Genomic DNA, 23,933 nt, shown 5'->3' with positions numbered 1-23,933 from the left:
AGGCGCTTATAGACCAACCGTCCGCCTTCGCCGCTTCTGACCCCAGACGACGAGACCGAGCAACAGCAGTGCCGGGATGGCGAACCAATAGCGCGACGGCCGTTCCGCAGGGACTAGCACCTGATTGATTTCGTCGCCCGGCTGCAGGCCGAATTTGGCCGCCTGGCTGCCCAGTCGCACCACGCCGACCGTCACGTTATCGCCAAGCGCACTGACGTCCAAGCCCGCGGCCTTCAGGCGTTCGGCCGATGAATTTCCAGGCCCGAGTTGTAGTCGCACCAGCTTCGATATCTCATCGCCGTTGAGGTTCAGTGTCGTCAGGCGCAAGCGAACTGCGCCCCCCTCGGCTGTCTCGTCGACGATACGGCCGAGTTCGGAGGCAGGCACTGCCCGATAGGGTTCGCTCACCTGATCGAGCAAGAGTCCCGGCCTGAACAAGATGAAACAGGCCAGCAGCAACGCAATCGTCTCGTACCAGCGGTTGCGCACGAGCATCCAATTCTGCGTCGCTGCTACAAACGAGACCATGGCCAGCGTCGACGTCACCACCATCGCGACGAAGTCGAACGGACCTTCGAGATCGATCATCAGCAGTCCGGTGTTGAAGATGAAGATGAACGGCAGCAGGCCGGTACGGATCTCGTATTTGAAACCCTGAATCCCGGTCTTCACCGGATCGGCGCCGGAAATTGCCGCAGCAGCATAAGCCGCCAGCCCCACTGGCGGCGTCACGTCTGCCATCAGCCCGAAATAGAAAACGAACATATGGACGGCGACCAGCGGCACGGCAAGATCGTTCTGCGCCGCCAAATCGACGATGACCGGCGCCATCAAGGTGGCGACGACGACATAGCTTGCAGTGGTCGGCATGCCCATGCCGAGAATGATGCAGATCACCGCGGTGAACAAGAGCATGACGATGAAGCTGCCGCCCGAGATGAATTCGACCAGCTCGGTCATCACCAGCCCGATGCCCGTGAGCAGAACCGTGCCGACGATGATGCCGGCCGTCGCAGTGGCAATGCCGACCGTCGTCATGTTCCGTGCAGCGGCGGACAGGCCACCGACCAGATCGTCGAAACCGCGAAGCCAATGCCGTGCCAGCGCACGGTCCTTGCGGAAAAAGGCGGTGAGCGGCCGTTGCGTCACGATCAGCGCCATCAGGGCGACAGCGCCCCAGAATGCCGACAGGCCGGGCGACAGCTCCTCCACCATCAGGCACCAGATCAGCAGGATCACCGGCAGCAGAAAATGCAGGCCGGTGCGCGCCGTCTCGCCGAAATGCGGAATCCTTACGATCTCGCCCTCCAGATCCTCCAGCGGCAGGTCGGGATAGCGCGCACGGTAGGCGACAAGGCCGATGTAGACGGCGATCAGCGCGGCAGTGATCATCCAGGTCGCGGCCGCGCCGAAAACGATCTTCGTCCAGCCAATGCCGTAATAGACAAGCCCTGCGAGGACGATGAAGCCGCATATGCCCATCAGCCCACGCAGCGCACCCTGAAATGCGGAGTGCGTGCTGCGTGACGGCAGGCCCTTCATCCCCGTCTTCATCGCCTCGATATCGACGATGTAGAACAACGAGCCGTAGGTCAGCAGCGCTGGATAGAAGGCATGCTTGACCACCTCGGCATAGGAGATGCCGACATATTCCGCGATCAGGAACGCGGCGGCGCCCATCACCGGAGGCATCAGCTGACCATTGACGCCGGCCGCGCATTCGATGGCGCCCGCCTTCACCGCAGAATATCCGACCCGGCGCATCAGCGGGATGGTGAAGGTTCCGGTGGTCACGACATTGGCGATCGACGACCCAGAAATCATGCCGGTCAGGCCGGAAGCCACGACACCGGCCTTGGCCGGACCGCCGCGGTATTTGCCGAGCAGCGAGAAGGCAAGCTGGATGAAAAAGCCGCCGGCGCCGGCGCGCTCCAGCAATGTTCCGAACAGAACGAACATGAAGACGACATTGGTGGACACACCGAGGGCAACACCGAAGACCCCCTCCGACGTCAGCCACATCTGCGAGGCTGCGCGCGATAACGTCGCGCCCTTGTGGCCGAGCAGGCCAGGTAGGTGAGGCCCGGCGAAGATATAGATCAGCATGATCGCCGCGATGACGGTGATAGCAGGCCCGACGGCGCGACGCGCGGCCTCGAGCAGGATGAGGACGCCGGCGATCGAGACGACCAGGTCAGCCGTAGTCGGAAGACCCGGCCGATGGGCGATATCGCTGTAAAAAACCAACAGATAGAGGGCGGACGCCGCCCCGGCGATGCCTAGCACCCAGTCGGGCGGCGGCACCCGGCTGCGCGACGAGGTCTTGAAGGCCGGAAACGTCAGCATCGCCAGAAACAGGGCGAAGGCCAGATGAATGGAGCGGGCGATGCCGTCGCTGACAACTCCAAAATTGAGCATGAACGGAAGGGGCGAGGCATACCAGAGCTGGAACAGCGACCATGCCAGCGATACGCCGAGGATCAGCTTCGCGGTGCGGCCGGTCGGCTTGCGCCCACCGGTGTCGGCCTCGGCGACGATCTCGCTGAGCTTGTCAATGTCGATAACGGGTTGGTCAGGCGCTGCCGCCCGCTGGCTTTGATCTGTCATCGTTCCCCACAATTATTTGCGATGCGAGGTGCCCGTTGCGCCTCGCATCGGAGGCCTCAGAGCCAGCCCTTTTCCTTGTAGTAGCGCTCCGCGCCCGGATGTACCGGCGCCGACAGACCGGTCTTGATCATCTCCTTGGGATCGAGATTGGCGAAGGCCGGATGCAGTTTCTTGAAGTCGTCGAAATTTTCGAAGACCGACTTCACCAGTTCGTAGACCACCTCATCGGGCGTGCTGGCGTTCGCCACGACAGTGGCGCGGACGCCGAATGTCTTCACGTCGTCCGGATTGTTGGCGTACATGCCGCCCTTGATGGTGGCGACTGAAAAGTAGGGATGGGCTGCTAACAGCGCGTCCACTGCCGGACCGGTCAGTGGGATGAGTTTGGCGCCACAGGCCGTGGTCGGATCCTGGATCGCGGCGGAAGGATGACCGACGCCATAGAAGAAACCATCGATCTTGTTGTCGCACAGCGCGCTGCCCTGCTCGTCCGCCTTCAGCTCAGCGGCAAGCGAGAAATCGCCGAGCGTCCAGCCAATCTGCTTGAGCAATTCCTCCATCGACGAGCGGGTGCCTGATCCGGGATTGCCGACGTTGAAGCGTTTGCCTTTGAAGTCCTCGAATTTGGTGACGCGGGCGTCCGGCCGCGCCAGCACGGTAAACGGCTCGGGATGGACGGAGAACACGGCCCGCAGATCCTTGAACGGCTTGCCGTCGAAATTTCCAGTCCCCTCATAGGCCTGGTACTGGACGTCCGATTGGGTCAAGCCGAAATCGAGGTCGCCGGTCTGGATGGAGTTGACGTTGAAGACGGAACCGCCGGTCGACTCGGTCGAGCATCGGATGCCGGTTTTCTGCCGGTCCTTGTTCATCAGTCGGCAAATGGCGCCGCCCACAGCGTAGTAGACGCCGGTGACCCCGCCGGTGCCGACCGTGACGAAGCGCTGCTCGGCTCCGACGGATGGCAGCGCCAGCAGCATGCAGGCCGCCGCGCCGATCAGGGTTTTCATCGAACTATACATGGTTGCTACCTCTCTGGTGGTTGTCCCGGCCCGTCGCCGATGACGCGTTGGAATTGGGTTGAGACGATCCGCGTCGTGCGGGTCAGGCCGCTGAAGCGATCGCAGCGTCGATCGCCTCACCGAGCCGTTCGACTATCCGATCGATATCCTGTTTGGAGATGATGAAAGGCGGCGCCACAAGCACATGAACGCCGCGCACACCGTCAATCGTCCCGGCCATCGGGTAAATCATCAGGCCGCGGGCCATTGCTTCGCGCTTGATGCGGGCGTTGAGTTCAAGCCTCTGGTCGAACGGCTCCTTGGTGGCGCGATCAACCACCAGCTCGATTCCCCTAAACAGACCCCGCCCGCGAATGTTGCCGACGTGATGGTGGTTATCGAAGCGTTGGTGCAGGCGTTCGTCCAGCTGCGCGCCCATTGCGCTGACGTTGTCGAGCAGACGGTCACGTCGGATGACCTCCTGCACGGCAAGGCCGGCCGCGGCCGCCATTGGATGCCCCATATAGGTATGCCCATGCTGGAAGAAGCCCGAGCCTTGGGCAAAGGCGTCGAAGATATGCCTGCCAAGCAGCACCGCGCCAATCGGCTGGTAGCCGCCGCCGAGCCCCTTGGCGACGGTCAGCAGGTCGGGAGTGATGCCGTCCTGTTCGCACGCATGCAGCGTGCCGGTACGGCCCATGCCGCACATCACTTCGTCGAGGATGAGCAGCACGCCGTAGCGGTCGCAGATCGCGCGAATGTGCTTGAAATAATTGGCAACCGGCGGCACGGCGCCGAGTGTGGCACCCACCACCGGCTCGGCGACAAAGGCGATGACCTCGTCCGGGCCGAGTTCGAGGATCTTGTCTTCGAGCTGCTGGGCGGCGCGCGCCGCATAGGCTTCGTCGCTTTCGCCATGCTTTTGATAGCGATAGGCGTAACAGGGGTCGATGTGATGGGTCTCGATCAGCAACGGCCTGAATTGGGCGCGCCGCCATTCATTGCCGCCGGTGGCGAGAGCACCGAGCGTATTGCCGTGATAACTCTGCCGGCGTGCGATGAGATGGCGCCGTTGCGGTTCGCCTTTCTCGACAAAATATTGCCTGGCCATCTTGAGCGCGGCCTCGACCGCCTCCGAGCCGCCGCTGACCAGATAGACATGGTCCAACCCTTCCGGCGCGTCCTCCACCAGCCGATCTGCCAAGCGCTCCGCCACCTCGGTGGTGAAGAAGCTGGTGTGAGCGTAGGCGATGCGGTCAAGCTGGGTGTGCAGTGCAGCGATCACGTCGGGATGACCGTGGCCGAGACAGGACACGGCGGCGCCGCCCGACGCGTCGATATAGGACTTGCCCTCGGCATCGAACAGTTCGATGCCTTGGCCGCGAATGGCGATCGGCAGCGTCGAGTGGATGGTTCGATGAAGAATGTGTGTCATCGACGGTCCCTCATGGGCATTTTCTTCGGCGGACGTTGGTTCAGATGGGTCTTGAGGGCGGCGCCCTGCTCATCGAAACGTCGCAGCGACTCAACAGCGCCCTCGCCTGCCTGCCCTGCGACAAGAGCACCGAGGACCTCCGCAACGATGAAAGCTGGCGTCATGGTGTGGAAAAAGGACGGGCTGCCCGTCGGCACGATGACCAGGTGATCGGCAAGCAGCGCCAAGGGCGCTACCCCGCTGTCGGTGATCGCAATGACCGGTACGCCGCGGCCGGCAGCATACTCGACAAGCTCGATGGTGAAGCGCGTGTAGGGCAGGACGCTGGCGGCGACAAGCACGTCGTCCTTGGTCGCGTGGGCCAGAGCGTCGCCGTCGGTTCCGCCGATGCCGTGCAGCAGCACCGACTTCTCGCCGATCAGCGACAGGATGTAATGCAGATGCCAGGCCACTGCGTGGCTCGAGCGCAGGCCGAGGCAATAGACGCGCCTTGCCGCACTCAGCGCCCTGGCCGTGCCGACCAGACGGTCGATCGACCTGCTTTCGGCGAGATGGGCAAGCTGGCTGGAAACTGAATCCAGAATATCGGCCGCCAGCGCGTGGTCGCCCTTGAGCTTTTGGCTGGCCACCTGGAGGCCCGCCTTGCCGGCAAAACCGATTTCGCCGTCCCGGATCGCGGCGGCGTAGATATCGCGTACGGTCTCGTAGCCATCAAGGCCGAGATGCTGGGCCAGCCGCGTCATCGTGGCCGGCTGCACTCCCGCGTGCCGGGCCTGCTCCCGCATGGACAACAACGCGACATCATACGGCTTATCAAGGACATAGCGCGCGGCGGACCGAAGCTGCGCCGACATGCCGTCGAAGGCACTGACGATCTGTCCAGCAAGCTCTCCCTGATCCATGGATATTGCTAGCTCGCCAGACCAGCGATTGCAACGTCTGTTTCAGTGTGGTCAAAGATTGATTCATATGAATCTTGTCACTCACAGAGCGTCTCCATGAAGCCGGCCCATGGTCTCGATCGCGTCGCCATAGCTGTCGCGCCGAACGGGGGACGTCGCAGCAAGGCCGACCATCCGGCGATTCCGCTGACACCAGCCGAACTTGCGCGGACGGCCGCGGAATGCGCCGATGCCGGTGCGGCTATGATCCACGTCCATGTCCGCGACAGAAGCGGCAATCATCTGCTCGACGCCGACGCCTACCGCCAGGCGATCGCCGCCATCCGCGGTGCCGCCGGCGACCGCTTGGTAGTTCAGATCACTTCCGAAGCACTCAGTATCTATTCGCCGGCCCAGCAGATGGCCGTCGTACAAGATGTGAAGCCGCAAGCTGTCTCCCTGGCGCTTCGCGAAATCGTTCCTGATGCCGGATCGGAGCTCGCATTCGCGCGCTTCATGGCCTGGCTGCGCACCGAGGGAGTAGCGCCGCAGATCATCCTCTATTCGCCCGAGGAGGCCGTCAGGCTTTCGGACATGCAGCAGCGCGGACTGATCCCCTGGGCAAGCATACCGGTTCTCTACGTGCTGGGCCGCTACACGCCGGGACAGACGTCCGTTCCTGCCGATCTCCTGCCATTCCTCGCGGCGAACACGCCGCGCTTCGACCATTGGAGCGTCTGCGCCTTCGGCCGCAACGAAGCGGCGTGCGTGATCGCCGCCGCGTTGCTTGGCGGCCATATCCGGGTCGGCTTCGAAAACAATCTCTTCCTTCCGGACGGCAGAATAGCTTCGTCCAACGCCGAACCGGTAGCGACGGTCGCACGCATACTCGCCGACTGCGGCGTCAAGATCGCCTCGGCCGCCGAGTTGGCGGCTCAATGGAACGCGCCGTTTCGTTCCATATGACAAACCAAAGCCTATTTTCGGCGGCAAGCTCGCGTAAGGCATAGAGAGGCGGCTGCAATGTCATCGCCACGGAAGAACGACGTGTCCCCGCCTACGGCGCGGCGATTGCAACAACAGTGCCGGTCGTTGTAACCATTCCGGCCGCTTGATTTTGGAGGAGACGCAGCATGGACCGATTCACCGGCGGGTGCCTGTGTGGCAACGTCCGAATTGTCGCGTCGGGGCGCCCATACCGGGTCGGCCTTTGCCACTGTCTCGACTGCCGCAAGCATCATGGCGCCCTTTTTCACGCTTCCGCGATATTTCCTGAGGATGCGGTGACGATCGACGGCGAAACACGCGACTATGCCGGGCGGTTTTTCTGTCCGCGCTGCGGCTCGTCGATTTTCGGACGCACCGCCGACGAAATCGAAGTGAACCTGGGATCCCTGGATGCGCCTGACCAACTGATGCCGACCTACGAAAGCTGGATCGTCCGTCGCGAGTCCTGGTTGCCGCCGTTTCCGCTCACCAGACGATACGAGCGCGATCGTGACGCCACGGGTCGCTTTGAGGAATAGGTCGCACGAACGGTGCGACGGCGCCGGCGCGTCACTCCGGAAGGCCGGCCTTGCGGAAGCCGTCAACGAAATGCTCAAGCGTCGCAGCGTCGCGGAATGGCTCCGTCGTCGCCCAGTGCCGGGTTGTGAAATGCGGGTTGCCGACGAGGAACAGTTCGACCTCTGCACGCGCCTCGTCGAGCCGGCCGAGTTGGGCAAGGCTTGCCGCCAGGAAACGGCGTGAGCTTGTACGATAAGTCTCGTCCCTGCGCAGTGTCTCGACAGCAGCCTCGTATTCGCGGGCCGCGTATTGCGCCTGCCCGAGCGTCAGATAATACCAACTTGCCGGAAACGGGTTCAGCCGGAAGGCCTTGCGGATGTGCTCAAGGCCCTCCTCGACCTGCCCCGCCAAGATCGCGATGTCGGACAGTGCCGCCCAGGCATCGGCCTCGTTCGGGTCGAGCTCGATGGCCTTGGCGAATTCCGCATCCGCCTCGGCGAAGCTGCGCTCATAGGCAAGCAGGTAAGCCAAGACCCAGCGGCAGCCGGCATCGTTGGGATCGATCGCCACGGCTTTGCGCGCCAGCTCCAAAGCAACGCTACGGGACGTTTCGGTTGGTCCGCCGGAATGCACCCATCCCATCCAGTGGTTCATGGCAAGCCAGCGATAGGCCTCGGCGTATTCCGGATCGAGCGAAACCGCGCGGGTGAGCATCAGATGCGCTTCCCGCGCCGTCTGCGGCGAATCATCCATCAGCTTGCGCGCCCGCACGCAGAGATCGTAGGCCTCGAGATTTTTGGGCCGATTGCGCGGCGCTGGTGCGCGTAGCCGGCCGAGCAGCGCCTCGACGATCTTGCCGGTGACCTCGTCCTGAACGGCAAAAATATCTTCCAGGCTGCGATCGAAGCGTTCCGCCCATAGATGATCGCCGCTCGTCGCGTCGACCAGTTGTGCATTGATGCGCACCTGCCCGGCGGCGCGTCTTGCGCTTCCCTCCAGCAGGTAGCGCACGCCAAGCTCCCCAGCGATCCCGCGCACGTCCATCGCCTTTCCTTTGTAGGCGAAGGCCGAGTTGCGTGCGATAACGAACAGGCCGGAGATCCTCGACAGATCCGTGATCAGGTCTTCGGTCAGCCCATCGGCGAAGGATTCCTGCTCGGGATCGCTGCTGACATTAACGAAAGGCAGAACGGCTATCGATGGTTTGCCGGGTAGCGGCAAAGGTCTTCGCTTGGCGCCGCCGAGCTGTTCGACGGCGCCCGTGAAGCGGTAGCCGATGCGCGGAACCGTGACGATCCATTCACCGCCGTCGGCGGCCGGACCAAGCAGCTTCCGCAGCAGCGCTATCTGGACGGTAAGGTTGCCCTCCTCGACGGCGGTGCCCGGCCACGCCGCGTCCATCAACTCAGCCTTGCTCAGGATTTCGCCGGACCGTCCGACGAGCGCCGCAAGCAGCTTTAGCCCGCGGTAGCCAACGGCAACGGGGACACCGTTCCGGAGGAGCGTTCCCGCGCCCGGATCAAGCGCGAACGGTCCAAAGGCAAAGCGCGATCCCTGCATACGGCGCATCTATAGCCCGTTTGGAAGTTTTGAGAACTATTTGGGAGAGCTTAATTACGGCGCTGTTCGTATCCTGCAGAATTCCTCCTCTTTCAGGTCGAGGGTCCTCCCAAATCGTATTGGACCTCAAACCATATGGAGGTTTGCCATGAACGATATTCCCACCTTTGCCTCGGGCCAGCATAAGGCAGCTCGGCTGGCGGAAGTGTCGCGTCGGCACTACAGCCTGGCGACGCTGCAAAGCATTGTCGCGACCTGGCGCGAGCAGACACGCTTTCGCTGGGACCTCAAGCGATTGGCGGAGACCAATCCCCATCTGATCGACGATATCGGCCTGACGAAAAGGCAGGCCGAGGAAGAGATCGCCAAGCTGCCCTTCTGGCAACGATAAGGCGAGTTGCAAAGACACCGGATCACCAACGAGCAGTGGCAGGTGAAGACGAAGCCGCCGCCTCGAAACGATGATCACAGGCTAGTGGTCGCGGCGACAATCAACCCGCCCAAGACGGCAACATTGATGGTGAAGCCGGTACGAAGCACTTCGCGTTCATCGCCGCTGTAGCGCCAGAAGTTGAGCGCCATGAAAGACGCCGCAATGGTGAACACGGCCAAGGCCGCGGCGGGAAAGGGTCCACCAAGGCCCGTTGCGAGGCAAAAGCCGCCGCCGATCTCAAGCACCGATCCGGCCGCGAGAAGAGGCTTGGGAGCAGGAAAGCCCCGTTCGGCCAGGGACGCTGCAATCGCCCGGAATCTGAGGAAATGCTCGGCGCCTGCCCAGATAAAGACGCCGCCGAGCAAAACCAGTCCGAGGTGGTGGAGGACCGCGATCATTCCTTGCTGCCGTCTTCGGTGTAAACCGCAAGCTCGTAACCATCCGGGTCAGCGAAATGGAAGCGCCGGCCGCCGGGGAAGCCATAGATCGGCCTGACGATCTTGCCTCCCGCTTGCTCGACACGCTTGACCGTTGCCGGCAGATCATCGGCATAGAGAATGACGAGCGGGCCTCCTCCCGATCTCGCTGGGCCAGCGGCGAAGCCACCTGACAAGCGCCCGTCGTTGAACTCGCAATATTGCGGGCCGTAGTCGGTGAAGGTCCAGCCGAATGCCTTTCCGTAGAAGTCGCGTGACCGCTGAATGTCTTTCACGTTGAATTCGACGTAGTCGATCCGTTGGTCGTTGTTGTTGCTCATGACGCATACCTCTCGTGTGATGTACGACGCCGAAAGATAAGCACGCATCTCGCTTGCCGGATTGAACAAAACGGCCATCGACGTATGAGCCGCAAACGGCGCCGCCGATGGCGATGCACGTGACATCACCCCTCATCTGCCCTCTTCGTTCCGGCCGGAAGAAAACAACCGATTCTTGCAACCGTTCTCGATTGGCAGACGTTGTCGGTCGTGCAGATTGTTGTCTCGAGCGACGGCCGGGCGCAGCCGCTGCGCCGTAGGTTCACCGCCGCTAATCCGAAGGGGAGCGAGATGAGCGATCCCGTCCCAGCGCAGGCAACGGGTACATTTCAGCAACGTCCAGTGTCGGCGCGGCTTCGCGCGACCTTCGCTTCGGTGTGGGTGCATCGAATGGACCCGGCGGGCTCACCGCCAATCGCCGTCATGCCCGACGCAACGATCGATCTGCAATGGATCGGAGGCAGCTTCCGAATTGCCGGACCTGACAAGGAGCCGCAGACCGAGGTTCTAGCGGCGGACGAGGTCGTGATCGGCTTGCGCTTCCATCCTGCCACGGCGGCGGCATGGCTCGGCGTGCCGCAAATCGAGCTGGTCGGTCAGCGGCTGTCGCTCGACGTTTTGTGGGGAGCGCGAGCCCGGCGCCTCGCCAGCCGCGTGCGCGCCAGCGACAATCTCGAAGATCTGGCCTGCTCGCTCCAACAGGTCGTCGCCGAGGAGATGGCCTCCGACGCCCCAGACGTTCCCATGCAGGCGGCATATCGCTTGATCGAGCGCGGTCCGCCACCCGACGCGCCTCTCGTCCCTTGGTTGATGCGCGCCCTCGAAATGAGCGAAAGGACGTTGCGCCGGCGCTTCAACGAGAGCTTCGGCTATGGCCCCAAGACGCTTGAACGTATCCTCCGCTACCAGCGCTTTCTGCGGCTTTCGAATCAATCGAACAGCGCTACGGCCATCCTGGCAGCCGAGGCGGGCTATTCCGACCAGGCGCATCTTGTTCGCGAGAGCCGACGCCTGACAGGAAGCACCCCGCGACAGATTCATCACCTGCTGCACGGCGAGTGAAACCTCGGCGCGTTCTTCGACTTGGCGGCACGCTTTTGGCCGTTTTGTTCAAGTCTTCACTGTCGCCCGACTTTATCCTGGTGTCTCCGACAACCAGAGGAGACTGCCATGAAACCGCGCATTTCGGTTTTGACGATCGCTGTCGCCAACCTCGAGAGTTGCCTCGTGTTCTACCGCGACGGCCTCGGCTTGCCGACGGAAGGGATCATCGGCCGCGAATTCGAGCATGGCGCCGTCGCGTTCTTCACGCTGTCCGGCGGGTTGAAGCTCGCGATCTGGGCTCAGGACGACCTCGCCTACGACACCGGCCTGCCCAAAGCGCCGATCAGTTCGACCTCGTTCACAATCGGCCACACGTTGTGCGCCGCGAGGAAGTCGATCAAGTGATGGATGAGGCCGCCCGTGCCGGAGCCGAGATCATCAGGCCTGCCCGGGACACGTTCTTTGGCGGGTATGCCGGATACTTCCGCGACCCGAACGGACACCTGTGGGAGGTCGTCTGGAACCCCGCCAACATACCGAGTGAGGATTCTCTTTAGGGCGGCGCGGACCTGCAGTATCGAACGGCGTTAGTCATCCCCAGTGCTGGCAAATTCTGTCGGCATCGGGGCGGGCGGCCATGCTTTCCCTGGCAAACGAAGCCAGCTCGACGGCAGTCCACCAGTCTTAAGGGGCTGATTGTGTAGCTTTATCCAGATTCGCCTCGCCTGCATGGCGCATCATGCGGCGGAAGCTCATTGAGATATGCGCCCGCCTTATGTGCCCTATGGACTCCCAGTCGCCGATCTCGGCGGCGGCAAGGACCTCTTCCATTTCGCGGCGGAACGCGGTGAATTCCTCGACAAGGCCCAATTGCGGCATCAGCTTCAGGACGACGCGCGCAACCTGAAAATACAGGCGCTCGCTGATCTCGCGCAGTGGCTGGTTGCCGGTCATCGCCGTGAGCTCGTAAAAGAAGTCCATGTTGAGGCGCAGGAAAGCGCGCTGGTCGGGATTGAGTATATCGGCATCGCAGCGCGCGATGAGCGCCCGTATCCGGTCGAGGTCGTCCGCCGTGCGCGGGATCGGTGAAAGCTTGCCGACGAGGAGCGCCAGCTCCAGGCGCAAATGATAGACCTGCTGCAATTCCTCGATATCGACGTCGGTGACGATCGTGCCGACGCCATGGACGGATTGAACCAGACCCTCGGATTCAAGGCGCGCCAGGACACGCCGGACCGGCGTGCGGCTGATCTCGAATTCCTGGGCAAGTTCTTCCTCGGACAGACGGCTTCCCGGCGCATAGACGAGCAGACAGATGCGGTCGCGCAATATCCGGTAGATGCGCTCGAACCGCTCTCGCGCGGAGAGCGGGCGCGGCGGCGCGGCGGTCACCGTCGTGGGCGGCTTGGCCTTTGTCTCGATCGTCACCCAGCCTCCAGGACAGCGTGCAGGAATTGCCGTGTCCGCTCGTTCTTGGGAGCACCAAACAGTTCGCTTGGCGGCCCCTGCTCGCAGATCTTGCCTTGATAGAAGAAGCAAACGCGGTCGGAAAACTCCTTGGCGAAGCCCATCTGGTGGGTGACCATCAGCATGGTTAGATCATGCTCGCGGCCGATCTGCCTTATCACCTGCAGCACTTCGCCGACAAGCTCCGGGTCGAGCGCAGACGTCACCTCGTCGAACAGCATGATCTTGGGCCGCATGGCAAGCGCCCTGGCGATGGCGACACGCTGCTGCTGGCCGCCGGAAAGCTGTGACGGATAGTGGTCCTTCTTCTGGGCCAGACCGACCAGCTCCAGCAGCTCCGCCGCTCTTGCCTCGGCGTCCGCCCGCTTCATGCCGAGCACCGTTATCGGCGCCTCGATGCAGTTCTGCATCGCCGTCATATGCGGAAACAGGTTGAACGACTGGAACACCATGCCGATCTTGGCGCGGATCTTACGGATATGGGCGAGATCGGCGGGAACAAGCTTGCCGTTCCTCTCCATATGGGTCAGCGGCTCGCCTTCGACCCAGATGACACCGTCATTGATCGTTTCCAGCGTCATCAGCATGCGCAACACCGTCGTCTTGCCCGAACCCGACGGACCGATGACGGAGACTTTTTCGCCGCGCGCTATTTCGAGATTGAGCCCGTCGAGAACGGTTAACGTGCCGTAGCGTTTCGATACATTGTCGAAGCGGACCATCGGTTGTTCCGTCATCGCGTGGTCCTCCGGTTGAGCAGCCCTTCGAGGGAGCGGATGAGCGCCGCCGAAACCAGGCTCATGGCAAGGAAAAACAGGCCGACCAGCGTGATCGGCTCGGTGTAGCGGAACGTTTCGGAGCCGATGATCTTGGCAGTCTGCATCAGTTCCATCACGGCGATTGCGGAAAGCAACGGCGTCTCCTTGAACAAGGCCACCAGATAATTGCCGAGCGCCGGAACGATCGGCGGGATCGCCTGCGGGATGATGATGTCGCGAAACGTCGTCCAGGACGAGAGATTGAGCGCGATCGAGGCTTCCCACTGGCCGCGATGGATGTTGTCGAAACCGGCGCGATAAACCTCGGAGCAATAGGCGGCGTAGTGGATACCGATGGCCAGCACCCCGGCGGTGAAGGCGTCGAGCACGACACCGAATTTCGGAAAGACGAAATAGAGAAAGAATATCTGGATGAGCAGCGGGGTCGAGCGGATCAGCTCGACCAGCACCGAAATCGTCCAGCTGGTCCATGGCACGGCGATGCGGACGACCGCCAGCACCAGGCCGAGCGAGGCCGCAAGCGCAAAACCGATCAGCGTCGCCTCGATGGAAATGATGGCGGCGCGGGCGAGCACCGGCAGGATTTCCAGGGCAAATCCCCAATCCCAGATCATGCCGCCTTCCCCCGCGCCAGTCCGAGCGACGCCCGCCTTTCGAGAAGCCGCATGCCGATGGTCACAACCAGCGACATTGCCAGGTACATCAAAAGGACGAGGGTGAAGATCGGAATAGTCTTGAACGTGTTCTGGTTCATTTGCTGCGCCTTGAAGGCGAGGTCCGAAAGCGTGATCAGCGAAACCAGCGCTGTCGATTTCAGAAGCTCGATGAACAGATTGCCCCAGGGCGGGATCATCGCGACAAAGGCCTGCGGCAGGATGATCCGGCGCAACATCTGTGGGCGGCTCATGTTCAATGCCGTACACGCTTCCCACTGCCCGCGGGCGACGGACTGGATCGCGCCGCGCACGCACTCCGATCCGTAGGCGCCGACATTCAGGCCGAGTGCGAGCACTGCCACCACGAACGCGTTGATCGTGACGCCGAATTGCGGGAGGACGAAAAACAGCCAGAACAATTGCACCAGCGCCGACGTTCCGCGAAAGATCTCGACATAAACCGTGGCCAGCCATCTGAGCGGCGTTGGACCGTACATCCTTGCAAGTGCTGCAAGCACGCCCATGATAATTGCGAGCAGGCTGCCGAGGACGGCGATCTCGACTGTCAGGACCGCGCCTTGCAGCAGCCCCGGCATGAACACTCGGTAGCTTTCCTGTGTTGCCAAGGCGCCGATCACGACGAGCGCGATGACCAGCATGGCAACGAGCGTACGGATACCCATGCGATTCCCCCGGGGAAAAAGGGCGGCGCTTTCGCGCCGCCAGCAGTTGGGAACCTATTTGCCAGCACAGAGCTCTGCGGTCGTCTTGTTGGGGAGATAGTCCTTGCCGAAGCCGAGTGGCTCGACCAGCGCGATATGCTCCGGCGAACCGAGGAACTTCTTCAGCTCGGCGTTGAACGCCTCCTGCAGGTCGGTGTCTTCCTTGCGGAAGCCGAAGCCGCCATGACCTTTCACCGACTTGCCGGCGACCTCGCCGAAGGGCTTGGTCGATTCGACGCCGTCGGCTTTCTTGGCCATGTCCGCGATCGAAAGAGCGGTCAGTGCGGCAGCGTCGGCGCGGCCCGACTGGACGGCGGCGACCAGGCTGGACTGGTCGGGCAAGGAGACGATCTGCCCACCGGCAACGCCCGCTTCCTTGGCGAAGCCGCCTTCGACGGCGCCGGCCATCACGGCAAGCTTGAGATCCGGATTGTCCTTGATGCTGGAAAAATCCTTGATGCCTTTCGGATTGCCTTTTGCCACCAGCATAGCCTCGCCGATGCCGTAGGACGGCTCGGAGTAGTTGATCTCAGCGCAGCGCTTCGGAGTGATGAACATGCCGGCGGCGATGATGTCGAAGCGGCCGGCCTTGAGACCCGGAATGAGCGAGCCGAATTCGGTCAAAACACCGTCGACCTGCGGTATGCCCATCTTGGCGAGCACCGCCTTGGCGACTTCCGGCGCTTCGCCGGTCAGCTTGCCGTCTGGCGTGGCGTAACCGAACGGCGCCTCGTTGGCGAAACCGACGCGGATGTAGCCGTCCTTCTTGGCCCGTTCGAGGGTGGTTTCCGCGTGAGCGGACAGCGACGTCAATGACGTCGCGGCGAGCGCGATGCAGGCAGCCGCTTTCACGACCATGCGGCGCGATATCGATGATTTGAGCATGCTTTTCTCCCATTGAACAACTGTGGATGGTTCCCAGGGCGCGGCCTTCTTCGAGGTCGACGCCTGCTTGATCAGACGTATACAACTGCACTAGACATTTCGCAAGCAGAGATATAGAAACCATGTAAATTCGGCGCTAATTCGTAGTTATCCAACAAACTTGACGTCGAGTTGTGCACAATTTCGCCTGGTTTGCCCATTTACACGAGGGCAACAGCGTACCCAGAAGGCAGGACTTCGGTGGCGACCGCGAACGAGTTCGGGACATTCACGCAAGCGGAGTATGGGCAGCGCCTGGCCGACGTGAAGACACGCATGCAAAAAGCCGGCTTCGATCTCGTCGTCTGTCAGGATCCAGCCAACATGTGCTGGCTGACCGGCTATGACGGATGGTCGTTCTACGTTCCGCAGTGCGTGCTCGTCCATCTGGAGGAGGACCGGCCGATCTGGTTCGGCAGGGCGCAGGATGCCAAGAGCGCACGCCTAACCACCGGCCTGCCCGAGACAAACATCGTGCCGTTCTCGGAACGGCTGGTGCAGCAGCCGGTCGAACACCCTTATGACGAACTCGCGCAACTGATCCGGTCGCGCGGCTGGGGAAAGGCCCGCATCGGCGTCGAGATGGACGCGCATTATTACACTGCGCGCTGCCACGCCCACCTTGTCGAGGGGCTGCCCGACGCGCACTTCGCCAACAACCACGATCTCGTCAATTGGGCGCGGCTGGTGAAATCCGAAGCCGAGCTGGTGCTGATCCGCGAGGCGGGTGCGATCTGCACGCATGCAATGAACCGCGCCATCGAGAAAATGCGACCCGGTGTGCCTCAGAACCATGTCATTGCGGAAATCTATCACGCACAGATCATGGGCGTGCCCGGAGCTGGCGGCGACTATGCCGCGATCTGTCCGCTGATGCCCGTTGGCGAAGGCACCAGCACGCCGCATCTGACGTGGTCCGACGCGCCGCTGCCGGACAGCGGCCTCGCCATTCTGGAGATCGCCGGCGTGCGCCGCCGCTATCATGCAGCCCTGACCCGGACGGTACATTTCGGCAAGCCGCGGCAAGCCATCCTCGACATGGCCAAGGCGATCGTCGAGGGCGTCGACGCTGGCCTCGAGAAGGCGCGCCCCGGCAACACCGCCGAAGAGGTGGAAGCCGTCTGGCAGGCAGTCCTGCGGAGGAACGGACTGAAGAAGGAAAGCCGCGTCGGCTATCCGGTCGGGCTCGCATACCCGCCCGATTGGGGTGAACGCACCGCAAGCCTTCGTCCCGGCGACACCACCGAGATGCAGCCTGGGATGTGCTTCCATTTCATGGCCGGCGTTTGGCTCGACGATTTCGGCATCGCCATCTCGGAATCGTTCGTCGTCACGGAACGCGGCGGCGAACGCCTCTGCGATGTGGCGCGCGAACTCATCGTTATCGATTGACATGGCGGCCGGGAAGCCGGCTGCCGAAAAGACCATGCCTGCCACCAAGCCGGCAACAAGCACGAGGACGCCCGATGGACCGTAATCCCTTTTCCGAAGCCGAAATCGCCGGCCGCCTTGCCAAGGTCCGTACTACACTGGCCGAGCGTGAGCTCGACGCGGCGGTCTTCGCCTCGCCGGAGAACGTCTTCTATCTCACCGGGCTCGATCACTGGGGGTATTTTGCCCCTCACCTGCTGATCGTCCCGCTCCAGGGAAAACCTGTCCTGGTCACCCGCTCGATGGAAAAGGTGACCATCGAGAAGCGGGTGAAGGCAGCGGAATTCCGTGGCCACTCCGACAGCGAAACGGCGGCCGACCTTGCCGCGCGGGTGCTTGCGGAGCTCGGCCTGTCCAGCAAGCGGATCGGCCTCGAATACTGGACGGCCGGCCTTAGCCATGGACTTGCCGTAGCACTCCAGATGCAAGCGGATGCCAAGTGGAGCGACGTCTCCGGTCTGATCGACAAGATGCGGCGGGTGAAGAGCGCCGAGGAACAGGTGCTGATGCGGCGCGCCGCAAAGGTGACGGACGCCGCCGCCGGTGCCGCGATCGCCGCGATCTCGGATGGCGCTTCCGAACAGGAGGTCGCCGCCCAATGTGTTGCGGCAATGATCCGCGCCGGCGGTCATGCGCCGGGCTTCGGACCGTTCATCCGCCCGGCCGCGCGCCTGGGTGAAGAGCACACGACCTGGGGCGACGGGATCTACCGCAGGGGCGAGCCGGTCTTCGTCGAACTGTCCGGCTGCATCTCACGCTACCACGCGCCGCTCGGCCGGCTCATTCGCATCGGCCACATAAGCGACGAAGACGCCACAATGGCGGCGGTGACCGCCAAGGCGTTCAACGCTGTCGTCGAGGCGCTGCGGCCGGGCGCCAAGGCGCGCGATGTCTACGCCGCCTGGCAGGCCGTCGCCGACGAGGCCGGTCTTTCCCACTATCGCCGCCATCACTGCGGTTACCTGGTTGGCGCTGGCCAGCCGCCATCATGGACCGGCGGCAATTCGGTGACCGGCTTGAGGCACGATTCCGACCTTGAGATCGAGACCGGGATGAGCTTCCACATCCTGTCGTGGCTGATGGGAACCGGTCGCGGCGATGACTTCGTCTCCAACACGGTGCTTTTGACCGACGCGGGTGCTGAAGTGCTCACCCGCACGCCGGCCGGCCCGATCGTTCGATAGGCCCGCACGTATGGCGCGCTACTCGGCACTCTCGATTTTCCGCAACGCGCTGTCTGGCCAGAAGAATTGGCAGCGCGCCTGGCGGGCGGCGGAGCCAAAACCGTCCTATGACGTGATCGTCATCGGCGGCGGTGGACACGGCCTCGCCACCGCCTTCTACCTTGCCGATAACCACGGTATCCGCAACGTCGCGGTGCTCGAAAAGGGCTATGTCGGCGGCGGCAATGTCGGCCGCAACACCACCGTCATCCGCTCCAACTACCTGCTCGACGGCAACACCCAGTTCTACGAATTCTCGATGAAGCTCTGGGAGACCATGTCGCGGGTGCTGAATTTCAACGTCATGTTCTCCCAGCGCGGCCAGCTCGTCACAGCGCATTCGGCCGATCAGCTCGACGGTTTCAGCCACCGCGCCAACGTCATGCGGCTGAACGGCATCGATGCCGATATCCTCGACCGCGAAGAGGTGCGCCGGCTGGTGCCCTATCTCGATTTTTCCGACACTGCCCGCTTCCCGATCCATGGCGCCATCTTCCAGGGCCGGGCGGGCACGGCACGCCACGACGCCGTCGCCTGGGGCTATGCGCGCGCCGCCGATAGCCATGGCGTCGACATCATCCAGAACTGCGAGGTGACAGGCTTCCTCCGCGACGGCGACAGTATCGTCGGCGTCGAAACGACGAAAGGCCGGATCGGCGCCGGCAAGGTCGGCCTCGCTGTTGCCGGGCATACATCCGTGCTCGGTGCCAAGGCCGGCCTTGAACTGCCGATCGAAAGCCACGTCCTGCAAGCCTTTGTCACCGAACCGCTGAAGCCGCTGGTAGATCACGTCGTCGCCTATGGCGCCGACCACTTCTATGTCAGCCAGTCCGACAAGGGCGGGTTGGTCTTCGGCGGCAATCTCGACGGCTACAATTCCTACGCCCAGCGCGGCAATCTCGGCGTCGTGCGCGAGGTGGCGGAGGCGGCGATTGCATTGATGCCGTGTATTTCGCGCGTCCGCCTGCTGCGCCACTGGGGCGGCGTCATGGACATGACCCCCGATGCCAGCCCGATCATCTGCCCGACGCCGATCGACGGCCTCTATCTCAACGGCGGCTGGTGCTATGGCGGCTTCAAGGCAACGCCAGCTTCCGGCTGGTGCTTCGCCCACACGATCGCCACCGGCAAGCCGCATCCCTTGATCGCGGCCTACGGGCTCGATCGTTTCCGCACCGGCCACACGCTCGATGAGGCCGGCGTCGGCCCTTCCGCTTGGCTGCAATAGGAGGCGGAACAAAATGCTGCGCATCGAATGCCCCTGCTGCGGCCCGCGCGACCATGACGAGTTCCGCTACGGCGGCGATGCCTCGGTCACGCGTCCGGCCCATGACGATCCCGATCCGGAGGCCTGGTACCGTTACGTCTATATCAGGACAAACCCGGCCGGCCCGCACCGTGAATACTGGCAGCACGTGACCGGTTGCCGGCAATGGCTGGTGGTCGAACGCGACACCCGCAACCATGCCGTCGCATCAGTCGACTTCGCCAGGAAATCAACTCTCAGGAAATCACCGGCATGAGTTCGAACCGCAAACGCCTGCCGGTGGGTGGCCGTATCAGTCGCGAGGTGCCGCTCGATTTCACCTTCGACGGCCGCAAGCTGATTGGATATCGCGGCGACACCCTTGCCTCCGCGCTGCTCGCCAACGGCGTCACTCTCGTCGGGCGCAGCTTCAAATATCATCGCCCGCGCGGCATCTTTTCCGCCGGGCCGGAGGAACCGAATGCGCTGGTTACGCTCGGGATCGCAGGCAGGCGCGAGCCGAACCTGCCGGCGACGACACTGGAACTCGCCAACAGCATGGACGTGGAAAGCCAGAATCGCTGGCCATCGCTGGCCTTCGACGTACAAAGCGTCAACGGGCTGTTGGCGCCGTTTCTGTCCGCCGGCTTCTACTACAAGACCTTCATGGGCCCGACGCGCCGCGCCTGGATGTTCTACGAGCACTTTATCCGCAAGGCGGCCGGTCTGGGCAGAGCCGGCACCGGCCCGGATCCCGACCGCTACGAGGTTCGTCATGCTTTCGCCGATGTCGCAATTGTCGGCGGCGGCCCGGCGGGATTGTCAGCAGCGCGGGCAGCCGCCGCGGCCGGGGCGCGGGTCGCGCTGATCGAGCAGGATTTCCTGCTTGGCGGCCAGCTTCTGGCGGAACCGTCCGACAGCGCGGCGGCCGCATGGTTGAGGCAGGCCGAGGCCGAGTTGAAGGGCTTCGAAACCGTCGTGCTGATGAAGCGGACAACCGCTTTCGGCAGCTATGACGGCAATGTCATCGGGCTGGTCGAACAGCGCGATCCAACCGGTCCGAAGCCGAACGGCGAGGCGCGGCAAACGGTCACCATGCTGCGCGCCCGCTCGATCGTTTTCGCCACTGGCGCCATCGAGCGACCGATGGTGTTCTCGAACAATGACCGGCCCGGCGTCCTGCTTGCCTCAGCCGCCCGGACCTATCTCAACCGTTTCGCTGTCCTGCCGGGCAAGAAAATCATTGTCGCCACCACCAATGACGGTGCCTGGCGCACCGCCTTCGACTATGCCGCAGCCGGCGCGGAGGTGACGGTTGCGGATCTGCGCGCAGTCCCGCCCGCAGCACTTGCCGCGGAAGCCGCACGGCTCGGCGTAATGATACGGGCCGGGACGCGGATCGTCGACCTGCACGGCGGCCATGCCGTCAGGCACGTAACGCTCAACGGGCCGGAGGGCCAGTCCTCGGCCGCCTGCGACCTGGTCTGCGTGTCCGGCGGCTGGTCGCCAACCGTGCATCTCACCTCGCACCTCGGTGTCAAACCTGTCTATCGCGACGATATCGGCGGCTTCGTGCCGGGCGCGTTTCCGGCCGGCCGGCTAGGTGCCGGCGCGATGATTGGGGCCTATGCAACTGCCGATGCCATCGAGGACGGTCATCGCGCCGGCATCGACGCGGCAGCCTCCGGCGGCAAGTCGGCGCCGGTTCCCGCTCCGGCCAAACTCGATCTCGGCGACACCGCCACGACGCTACTTCGCGAAGCGCCTTCCGTCGGACATGGAAAAGCCTTCGTCGATTTTCAGATGGATGTGACGACGAGGGATATCGAACTCGCCCATCGCGAGGGCTATGAATCGGTCGAGCATCTGAAGCGCTACACCACGCTCGGCATGGGTACCGATCAAGGCAAGACCAGCAATTTTCCGGCGCTTGCCGCGATGGCGGCGCTGCGCAACGCAACGATTCCCGAGACCGGCGTCACGACCTTCCGCCCGCCCTATACGCCGGTTGCCATCGGGGCGCTTGCCGGGCGCGCCATCGGCCATCATTTCAAGCCGATCCGCCGCACGCCAATGCACGACTGGCACATGGCCAACGGCGCCGAGATGCTCGAGGTGGGGCTCTGGATGCGGCCCTATTTCTACCGGCAGTCCGGACATGACGTGAATGAAGCCTATGTCGCCGAAATGCGGAATGTACGTCAGGCCGCGGGGCTGATGGACATCTCCACGCTCGGCAAGATCGACGTCCAAGGCCCGGATGCGGCAATCTTCCTCGACCGCGTCTACGCCAACGGCTTTGCCAAGCTGGCGGTCGGCCGCGCCCGCTACGGCGTCATGCTGCGCGACGACGGCATCGTCTTCGACGACGGCACCACGACGCGGCTGGCGGAAAACCGGTTCTTCATGACCACTTCGACCGCCAAGGCCGCCGATGTGCTGTCGCGTCTCGAATTCCTGCTCGACACGGCCTGGCCGGATTTGCGCGTGGCCGTCACTTCGGTCAGCGACGAATGGGCGGCGATGTCGGTTGCCGGGCCTAACAGCCGCGCGATCCTGAATGCAGCGTTTCCCGCTCTCGACGTTTCCGACGCGGCGCTTTCGCATATGGGACTACTCGAAAGCGGATGGGGGGGCCGTGCGCTCCGCATCCTACGTCTCAGTTATTCCGGCGAGCGCGCTTACGAAGTCTATACCGGCGCCACTGCCGGTGAACAGCTCTGGAGCCGTCTGCTCGAAGCCGGCAGACCATTCGACCTGAAGCCTTACGGCGTCGAGGCGCTAGGTGCGCTGCGCGTCGAAAAGAGCCATGTCGCCGGACCTGAAATCGATGGACGCACGACGCTCGACGATCTCGGCCTCGGCCGCATGGCCGGCAAGCGCAGCGGCTTCGTCGGCGACGTCCTGCGACGGCGCCCTGCCCTCCGGGCGCCCAACCGGCAGCGCCTGGTCGGACTGGAATGCATCGAGGACGGAAAACGCCTGCGCGGCGGCGCCATGCTGTTCCTGCCGGATGAGAAACCCTATGGCCATGGGCGCGGTCGCATCACCTCCGTCACTTTCAGCCCCGAGCGCGGCCATTATGTCGGGCTGGCCCTGCTTGCCGGCGATGTCGCGGCAGAAGGAAGCGAGGTCGTGGCGGTCTATCCGATGAAGGCCGAAACAGTTCGCGCCCGCATTGTCTCGCCAGTATTCCTCGATCCACAGGGAGAACGGCTGCATGGCTAGCTTGACCTCTTCTCGGGATTTCAGCCTATCCGTGGCCGATTGTCCGCTTATCCAGATCGAGGGCTGGGACGGGACACTGAGACAATTCGAAAAGAGCGTCTCGGCGTCGCTCGGCACGAAACTTCCCGCTTCGGTCGGAGAGACCGTTCGCCACAAGGGGCTTCTAATCATCCGCATTGCACCTCGCCGCCTCTGGCTGGTTCTCGACGAAGGCACGCAAGCGCCCGCGCTTTCCGTCGACCCCGATCTCGGCTGTTCTGTTCCCCTCGGCGAAGGTCGTGTTCGTTTGAAAATGGCCGGCCCTGACATCGCAAGGCTTCTGTCCGGCTGCATTACCGTCGACTGGCACGCGCCGGCCGCCGCTCCGGGCCGCGCCGTGCAGACATCCTTCCATCATGTCTCCGTGCTCTTCCTGCGCACCGGCGAGGCCGCGTGCGAACTCATCGTGCCGCGAAGTTTTGCCCGCAGCCTCTCGGATTGGATTGCGGATGGCTAGCCAATGGTGGTTTCTCGGGCAAGGATCGGCTTTAGCGGCCGATCCAAGCCGCTATCACGAAACCGTTTACCCTCTTGCTGGCCAGTCTTGCAGAAGCGTAATCCCAAATTTCGGCGCGGCTGCTTTGAGCCGCTCGATATCGGCAGGCGTCGGCGGCCCGACCACCTCTCCCTTGCCGAGTTCATGGCCACCTTCGGCGAGGAACTGCTCGAACACACTTGGCGTGTCTATCAGGATGTAGCGAACGGGCTGGTTGCCGGGATTCACGAGCTGGTGCGGGATGCCGCGCTTCAAAAACATGCTCTCACCGGGCGAGAGCGTTCGGACCTCGCCGGCCACAATTGCGGCCAACTGCCCTTCGATGACGTAGACTGTCTCGTCGTCATTCGCGTGAACATGGATTGGTGTTTTCGTCTGCCCGTCGCTTCGGTTTTCGAAGAGACTCAACAAGCCTCCCGTCTGTTCGCCGGAGACCAGTCGCTTCATGACGATGCCTGCGAGCACGAATTCCTTTGGGTCAACATCTGTCATTGATCC

General features: G+C 63.0%; 23 protein-coding genes and 1 pseudogene. 11 read left to right on the top strand and 13 right to left on the bottom strand.

Translation table 11 applies throughout. The annotated features are described in order from the left end of the window. Window positions 1-6: 6 nt before the first annotated feature. The 4 genes from NKH71_RS12410 to NKH71_RS12395 form a co-directional block, all read right to left on the bottom strand. On the bottom strand, window positions 7-2,607 hold the full coding sequence (locus NKH71_RS12410; protein WP_023717037.1) for a TRAP transporter permease: 2,601 nt from the start codon (window positions 2,605-2,607) through the stop codon (window positions 7-9). A gap of 56 nt (window positions 2,608-2,663) precedes the next feature. Continuing rightward, complete coding sequence (locus tag NKH71_RS12405; RefSeq protein WP_051409598.1) at window positions 2,664-3,617, bottom strand: TAXI family TRAP transporter solute-binding subunit; 954 nt, start codon at window positions 3,615-3,617, stop codon at window positions 2,664-2,666. 94 nt (window positions 3,618-3,711) lie between these two features. After that, window positions 3,712-5,043, bottom strand: a complete 1,332-nt coding sequence (locus NKH71_RS12400) for an aspartate aminotransferase family protein (protein ID WP_352589094.1) — start codon at window positions 5,041-5,043, stop codon at window positions 3,712-3,714. Then, a complete protein-coding gene (locus tag NKH71_RS12395) occupies window positions 5,040-5,945 on the bottom strand; it encodes a MurR/RpiR family transcriptional regulator (protein WP_352895043.1) in 906 nt (301 codons plus the stop codon). Before NKH71_RS12395 ends, NKH71_RS12400 begins: the two co-directional genes overlap by 4 nt. Window positions 5,946-6,041: 96 nt before the next feature. Between NKH71_RS12395 and NKH71_RS12390 the strand changes: the two genes are divergently transcribed. Beyond that, window positions 6,042-6,890, top strand: coding sequence for a beta-keto acid cleavage family enzyme (locus tag NKH71_RS12390; protein ID WP_352589088.1), 849 nt, complete (start codon window positions 6,042-6,044; stop codon window positions 6,888-6,890). A gap of 167 nt (window positions 6,891-7,057) precedes the next feature. Further along, window positions 7,058-7,450: a GFA family protein gene (locus NKH71_RS12385; protein ID WP_352589085.1), complete on the top strand. Its 393-nt coding sequence runs from the start codon at window positions 7,058-7,060 to the stop codon at window positions 7,448-7,450. Window positions 7,451-7,481: 31 nt separating this feature from the next. Here NKH71_RS12385 and NKH71_RS12380 read toward each other — a convergent pair whose 3' ends face one another. Beyond that, window positions 7,482-8,990, bottom strand: coding sequence for a winged helix-turn-helix domain-containing tetratricopeptide repeat protein (locus tag NKH71_RS12380; protein WP_352589257.1), 1,509 nt, complete (start codon window positions 8,988-8,990; stop codon window positions 7,482-7,484). A gap of 148 nt (window positions 8,991-9,138) precedes the next feature. On the opposite strand from NKH71_RS12380, the gene NKH71_RS12375 reads away from it, so the two are divergent. Continuing rightward, window positions 9,139-9,381 (top strand): DUF1127 domain-containing protein, encoded by a 243-nt coding sequence (locus tag NKH71_RS12375; protein WP_352589083.1) that lies wholly within the window; start codon window positions 9,139-9,141, stop codon window positions 9,379-9,381. Between the two features lie 74 nt (window positions 9,382-9,455). Here the strand turns inward: NKH71_RS12375 and NKH71_RS12370 are convergent, their stop codons facing one another. Further along, complete coding sequence (locus NKH71_RS12370; RefSeq protein ID WP_352814192.1) at window positions 9,456-9,788, bottom strand: DoxX family protein; 333 nt, start codon at window positions 9,786-9,788, stop codon at window positions 9,456-9,458. A gap of 29 nt (window positions 9,789-9,817) precedes the next feature. Further along, entirely contained in the window at window positions 9,818-10,180 is a 363-nt protein-coding gene (locus tag NKH71_RS12365) for a VOC family protein (protein WP_352547628.1), read from the bottom strand. 210 nt (window positions 10,181-10,390) lie between these two features. Between NKH71_RS12365 and NKH71_RS12360 the strand changes: the two genes are divergently transcribed. Both NKH71_RS12360 and NKH71_RS12355 read left to right on the top strand, forming a co-directional pair. Then, entirely contained in the window at window positions 10,391-11,242 is an 852-nt protein-coding gene (locus tag NKH71_RS12360) for an AraC family transcriptional regulator (protein ID WP_352895097.1), read from the top strand. A 108-nt stretch (window positions 11,243-11,350) separates the two neighbouring features. After that, window positions 11,351-11,781: pseudogene (locus NKH71_RS12355) on the top strand (VOC family protein). A 127-nt stretch (window positions 11,782-11,908) separates the two neighbouring features. On the opposite strand, the gene NKH71_RS12350 reads toward NKH71_RS12355, so the two are convergent. The 5 genes from NKH71_RS12350 to ehuB are packed head-to-tail and all read right to left on the bottom strand — an operon-like array spanning window position 11,909 to window position 15,733. Beyond that, the gene (locus NKH71_RS12350; protein ID WP_023717025.1) at window positions 11,909-12,652 is read right to left on the bottom strand and encodes a GntR family transcriptional regulator; all 744 of its coding nucleotides are present in this window, start codon (window positions 12,650-12,652) and stop codon (window positions 11,909-11,911) included. Next, the gene (gene ehuA, locus NKH71_RS12345; RefSeq protein WP_023717024.1) at window positions 12,649-13,428 is read right to left on the bottom strand and encodes an ectoine/hydroxyectoine ABC transporter ATP-binding protein EhuA; all 780 of its coding nucleotides are present in this window, start codon (window positions 13,426-13,428) and stop codon (window positions 12,649-12,651) included. Before ehuA ends, NKH71_RS12350 begins: the two co-directional genes overlap by 4 nt. Further along, entirely contained in the window at window positions 13,425-14,084 is a 660-nt protein-coding gene (gene ehuD / locus NKH71_RS12340) for an ectoine/hydroxyectoine ABC transporter permease subunit EhuD (RefSeq protein ID WP_352547624.1), read from the bottom strand. The genes ehuA and ehuD overlap by 4 nt, the downstream gene beginning before the upstream one ends. After that, window positions 14,081-14,809, bottom strand: a complete 729-nt coding sequence (ehuC, locus tag NKH71_RS12335) for an ectoine/hydroxyectoine ABC transporter permease subunit EhuC (RefSeq protein WP_352483851.1) — start codon at window positions 14,807-14,809, stop codon at window positions 14,081-14,083. Before ehuC ends, ehuD begins: the two co-directional genes overlap by 4 nt. A 54-nt stretch (window positions 14,810-14,863) precedes the next feature. Continuing rightward, window positions 14,864-15,733: an ectoine/hydroxyectoine ABC transporter substrate-binding protein EhuB gene (gene ehuB / locus NKH71_RS12330; RefSeq protein WP_023717021.1), complete on the bottom strand. Its 870-nt coding sequence runs from the start codon at window positions 15,731-15,733 to the stop codon at window positions 14,864-14,866. A 240-nt stretch (window positions 15,734-15,973) separates the two neighbouring features. Here ehuB and NKH71_RS12325 point away from each other — a divergent pair, with 240 nt between their 5' ends. The 6 genes from NKH71_RS12325 to NKH71_RS12300 all read left to right on the top strand — a co-directional run bounded on the left by NKH71_RS12325 (window position 15,974) and on the right by NKH71_RS12300 (window position 23,396). Then, on the top strand, window positions 15,974-17,164 hold the full coding sequence (locus tag NKH71_RS12325; RefSeq protein ID WP_352483850.1) for a M24 family metallopeptidase: 1,191 nt from the start codon (window positions 15,974-15,976) through the stop codon (window positions 17,162-17,164). A gap of 74 nt (window positions 17,165-17,238) precedes the next feature. After that, window positions 17,239-18,387 (top strand): M24 family metallopeptidase, encoded by a 1,149-nt coding sequence (locus tag NKH71_RS12320; RefSeq protein WP_023717019.1) that lies wholly within the window; start codon window positions 17,239-17,241, stop codon window positions 18,385-18,387. A 10-nt stretch (window positions 18,388-18,397) separates the two neighbouring features. After that, complete coding sequence (locus tag NKH71_RS12315) at window positions 18,398-19,654, top strand: sarcosine oxidase subunit beta family protein (RefSeq protein ID WP_023717018.1); 1,257 nt, start codon at window positions 18,398-18,400, stop codon at window positions 19,652-19,654. A gap of 13 nt (window positions 19,655-19,667) precedes the next feature. Continuing rightward, window positions 19,668-19,949, top strand: a complete 282-nt coding sequence (locus tag NKH71_RS12310) for a sarcosine oxidase subunit delta (protein WP_023717017.1) — start codon at window positions 19,668-19,670, stop codon at window positions 19,947-19,949. Then, the gene (locus NKH71_RS12305; RefSeq protein ID WP_352895042.1) at window positions 19,946-22,900 is read left to right on the top strand and encodes a sarcosine oxidase subunit alpha family protein; all 2,955 of its coding nucleotides are present in this window, start codon (window positions 19,946-19,948) and stop codon (window positions 22,898-22,900) included. Before NKH71_RS12310 ends, NKH71_RS12305 begins: the two co-directional genes overlap by 4 nt. Next, window positions 22,893-23,396: a sarcosine oxidase subunit gamma family protein gene (locus tag NKH71_RS12300; protein ID WP_023717015.1), complete on the top strand. Its 504-nt coding sequence runs from the start codon at window positions 22,893-22,895 to the stop codon at window positions 23,394-23,396. The genes NKH71_RS12305 and NKH71_RS12300 overlap by 8 nt, the downstream gene beginning before the upstream one ends. A 66-nt stretch (window positions 23,397-23,462) precedes the next feature. On the opposite strand, the gene NKH71_RS12295 is transcribed toward NKH71_RS12300, so the two are convergent. Further along, on the bottom strand, window positions 23,463-23,927 hold the full coding sequence (locus tag NKH71_RS12295) for a cupin domain-containing protein (RefSeq protein ID WP_352589071.1): 465 nt from the start codon (window positions 23,925-23,927) through the stop codon (window positions 23,463-23,465). Window positions 23,928-23,933: the final 6 nt, after the last annotated feature.

This window comes from Mesorhizobium sp. M0983, assembly GCF_040318975.1.
In the GTDB taxonomy this organism is placed as follows: Bacteria; Pseudomonadota; Alphaproteobacteria; order Rhizobiales; family Rhizobiaceae; genus Mesorhizobium.
This window is presented reverse-complemented; position numbering and strand designations above follow the sequence as displayed.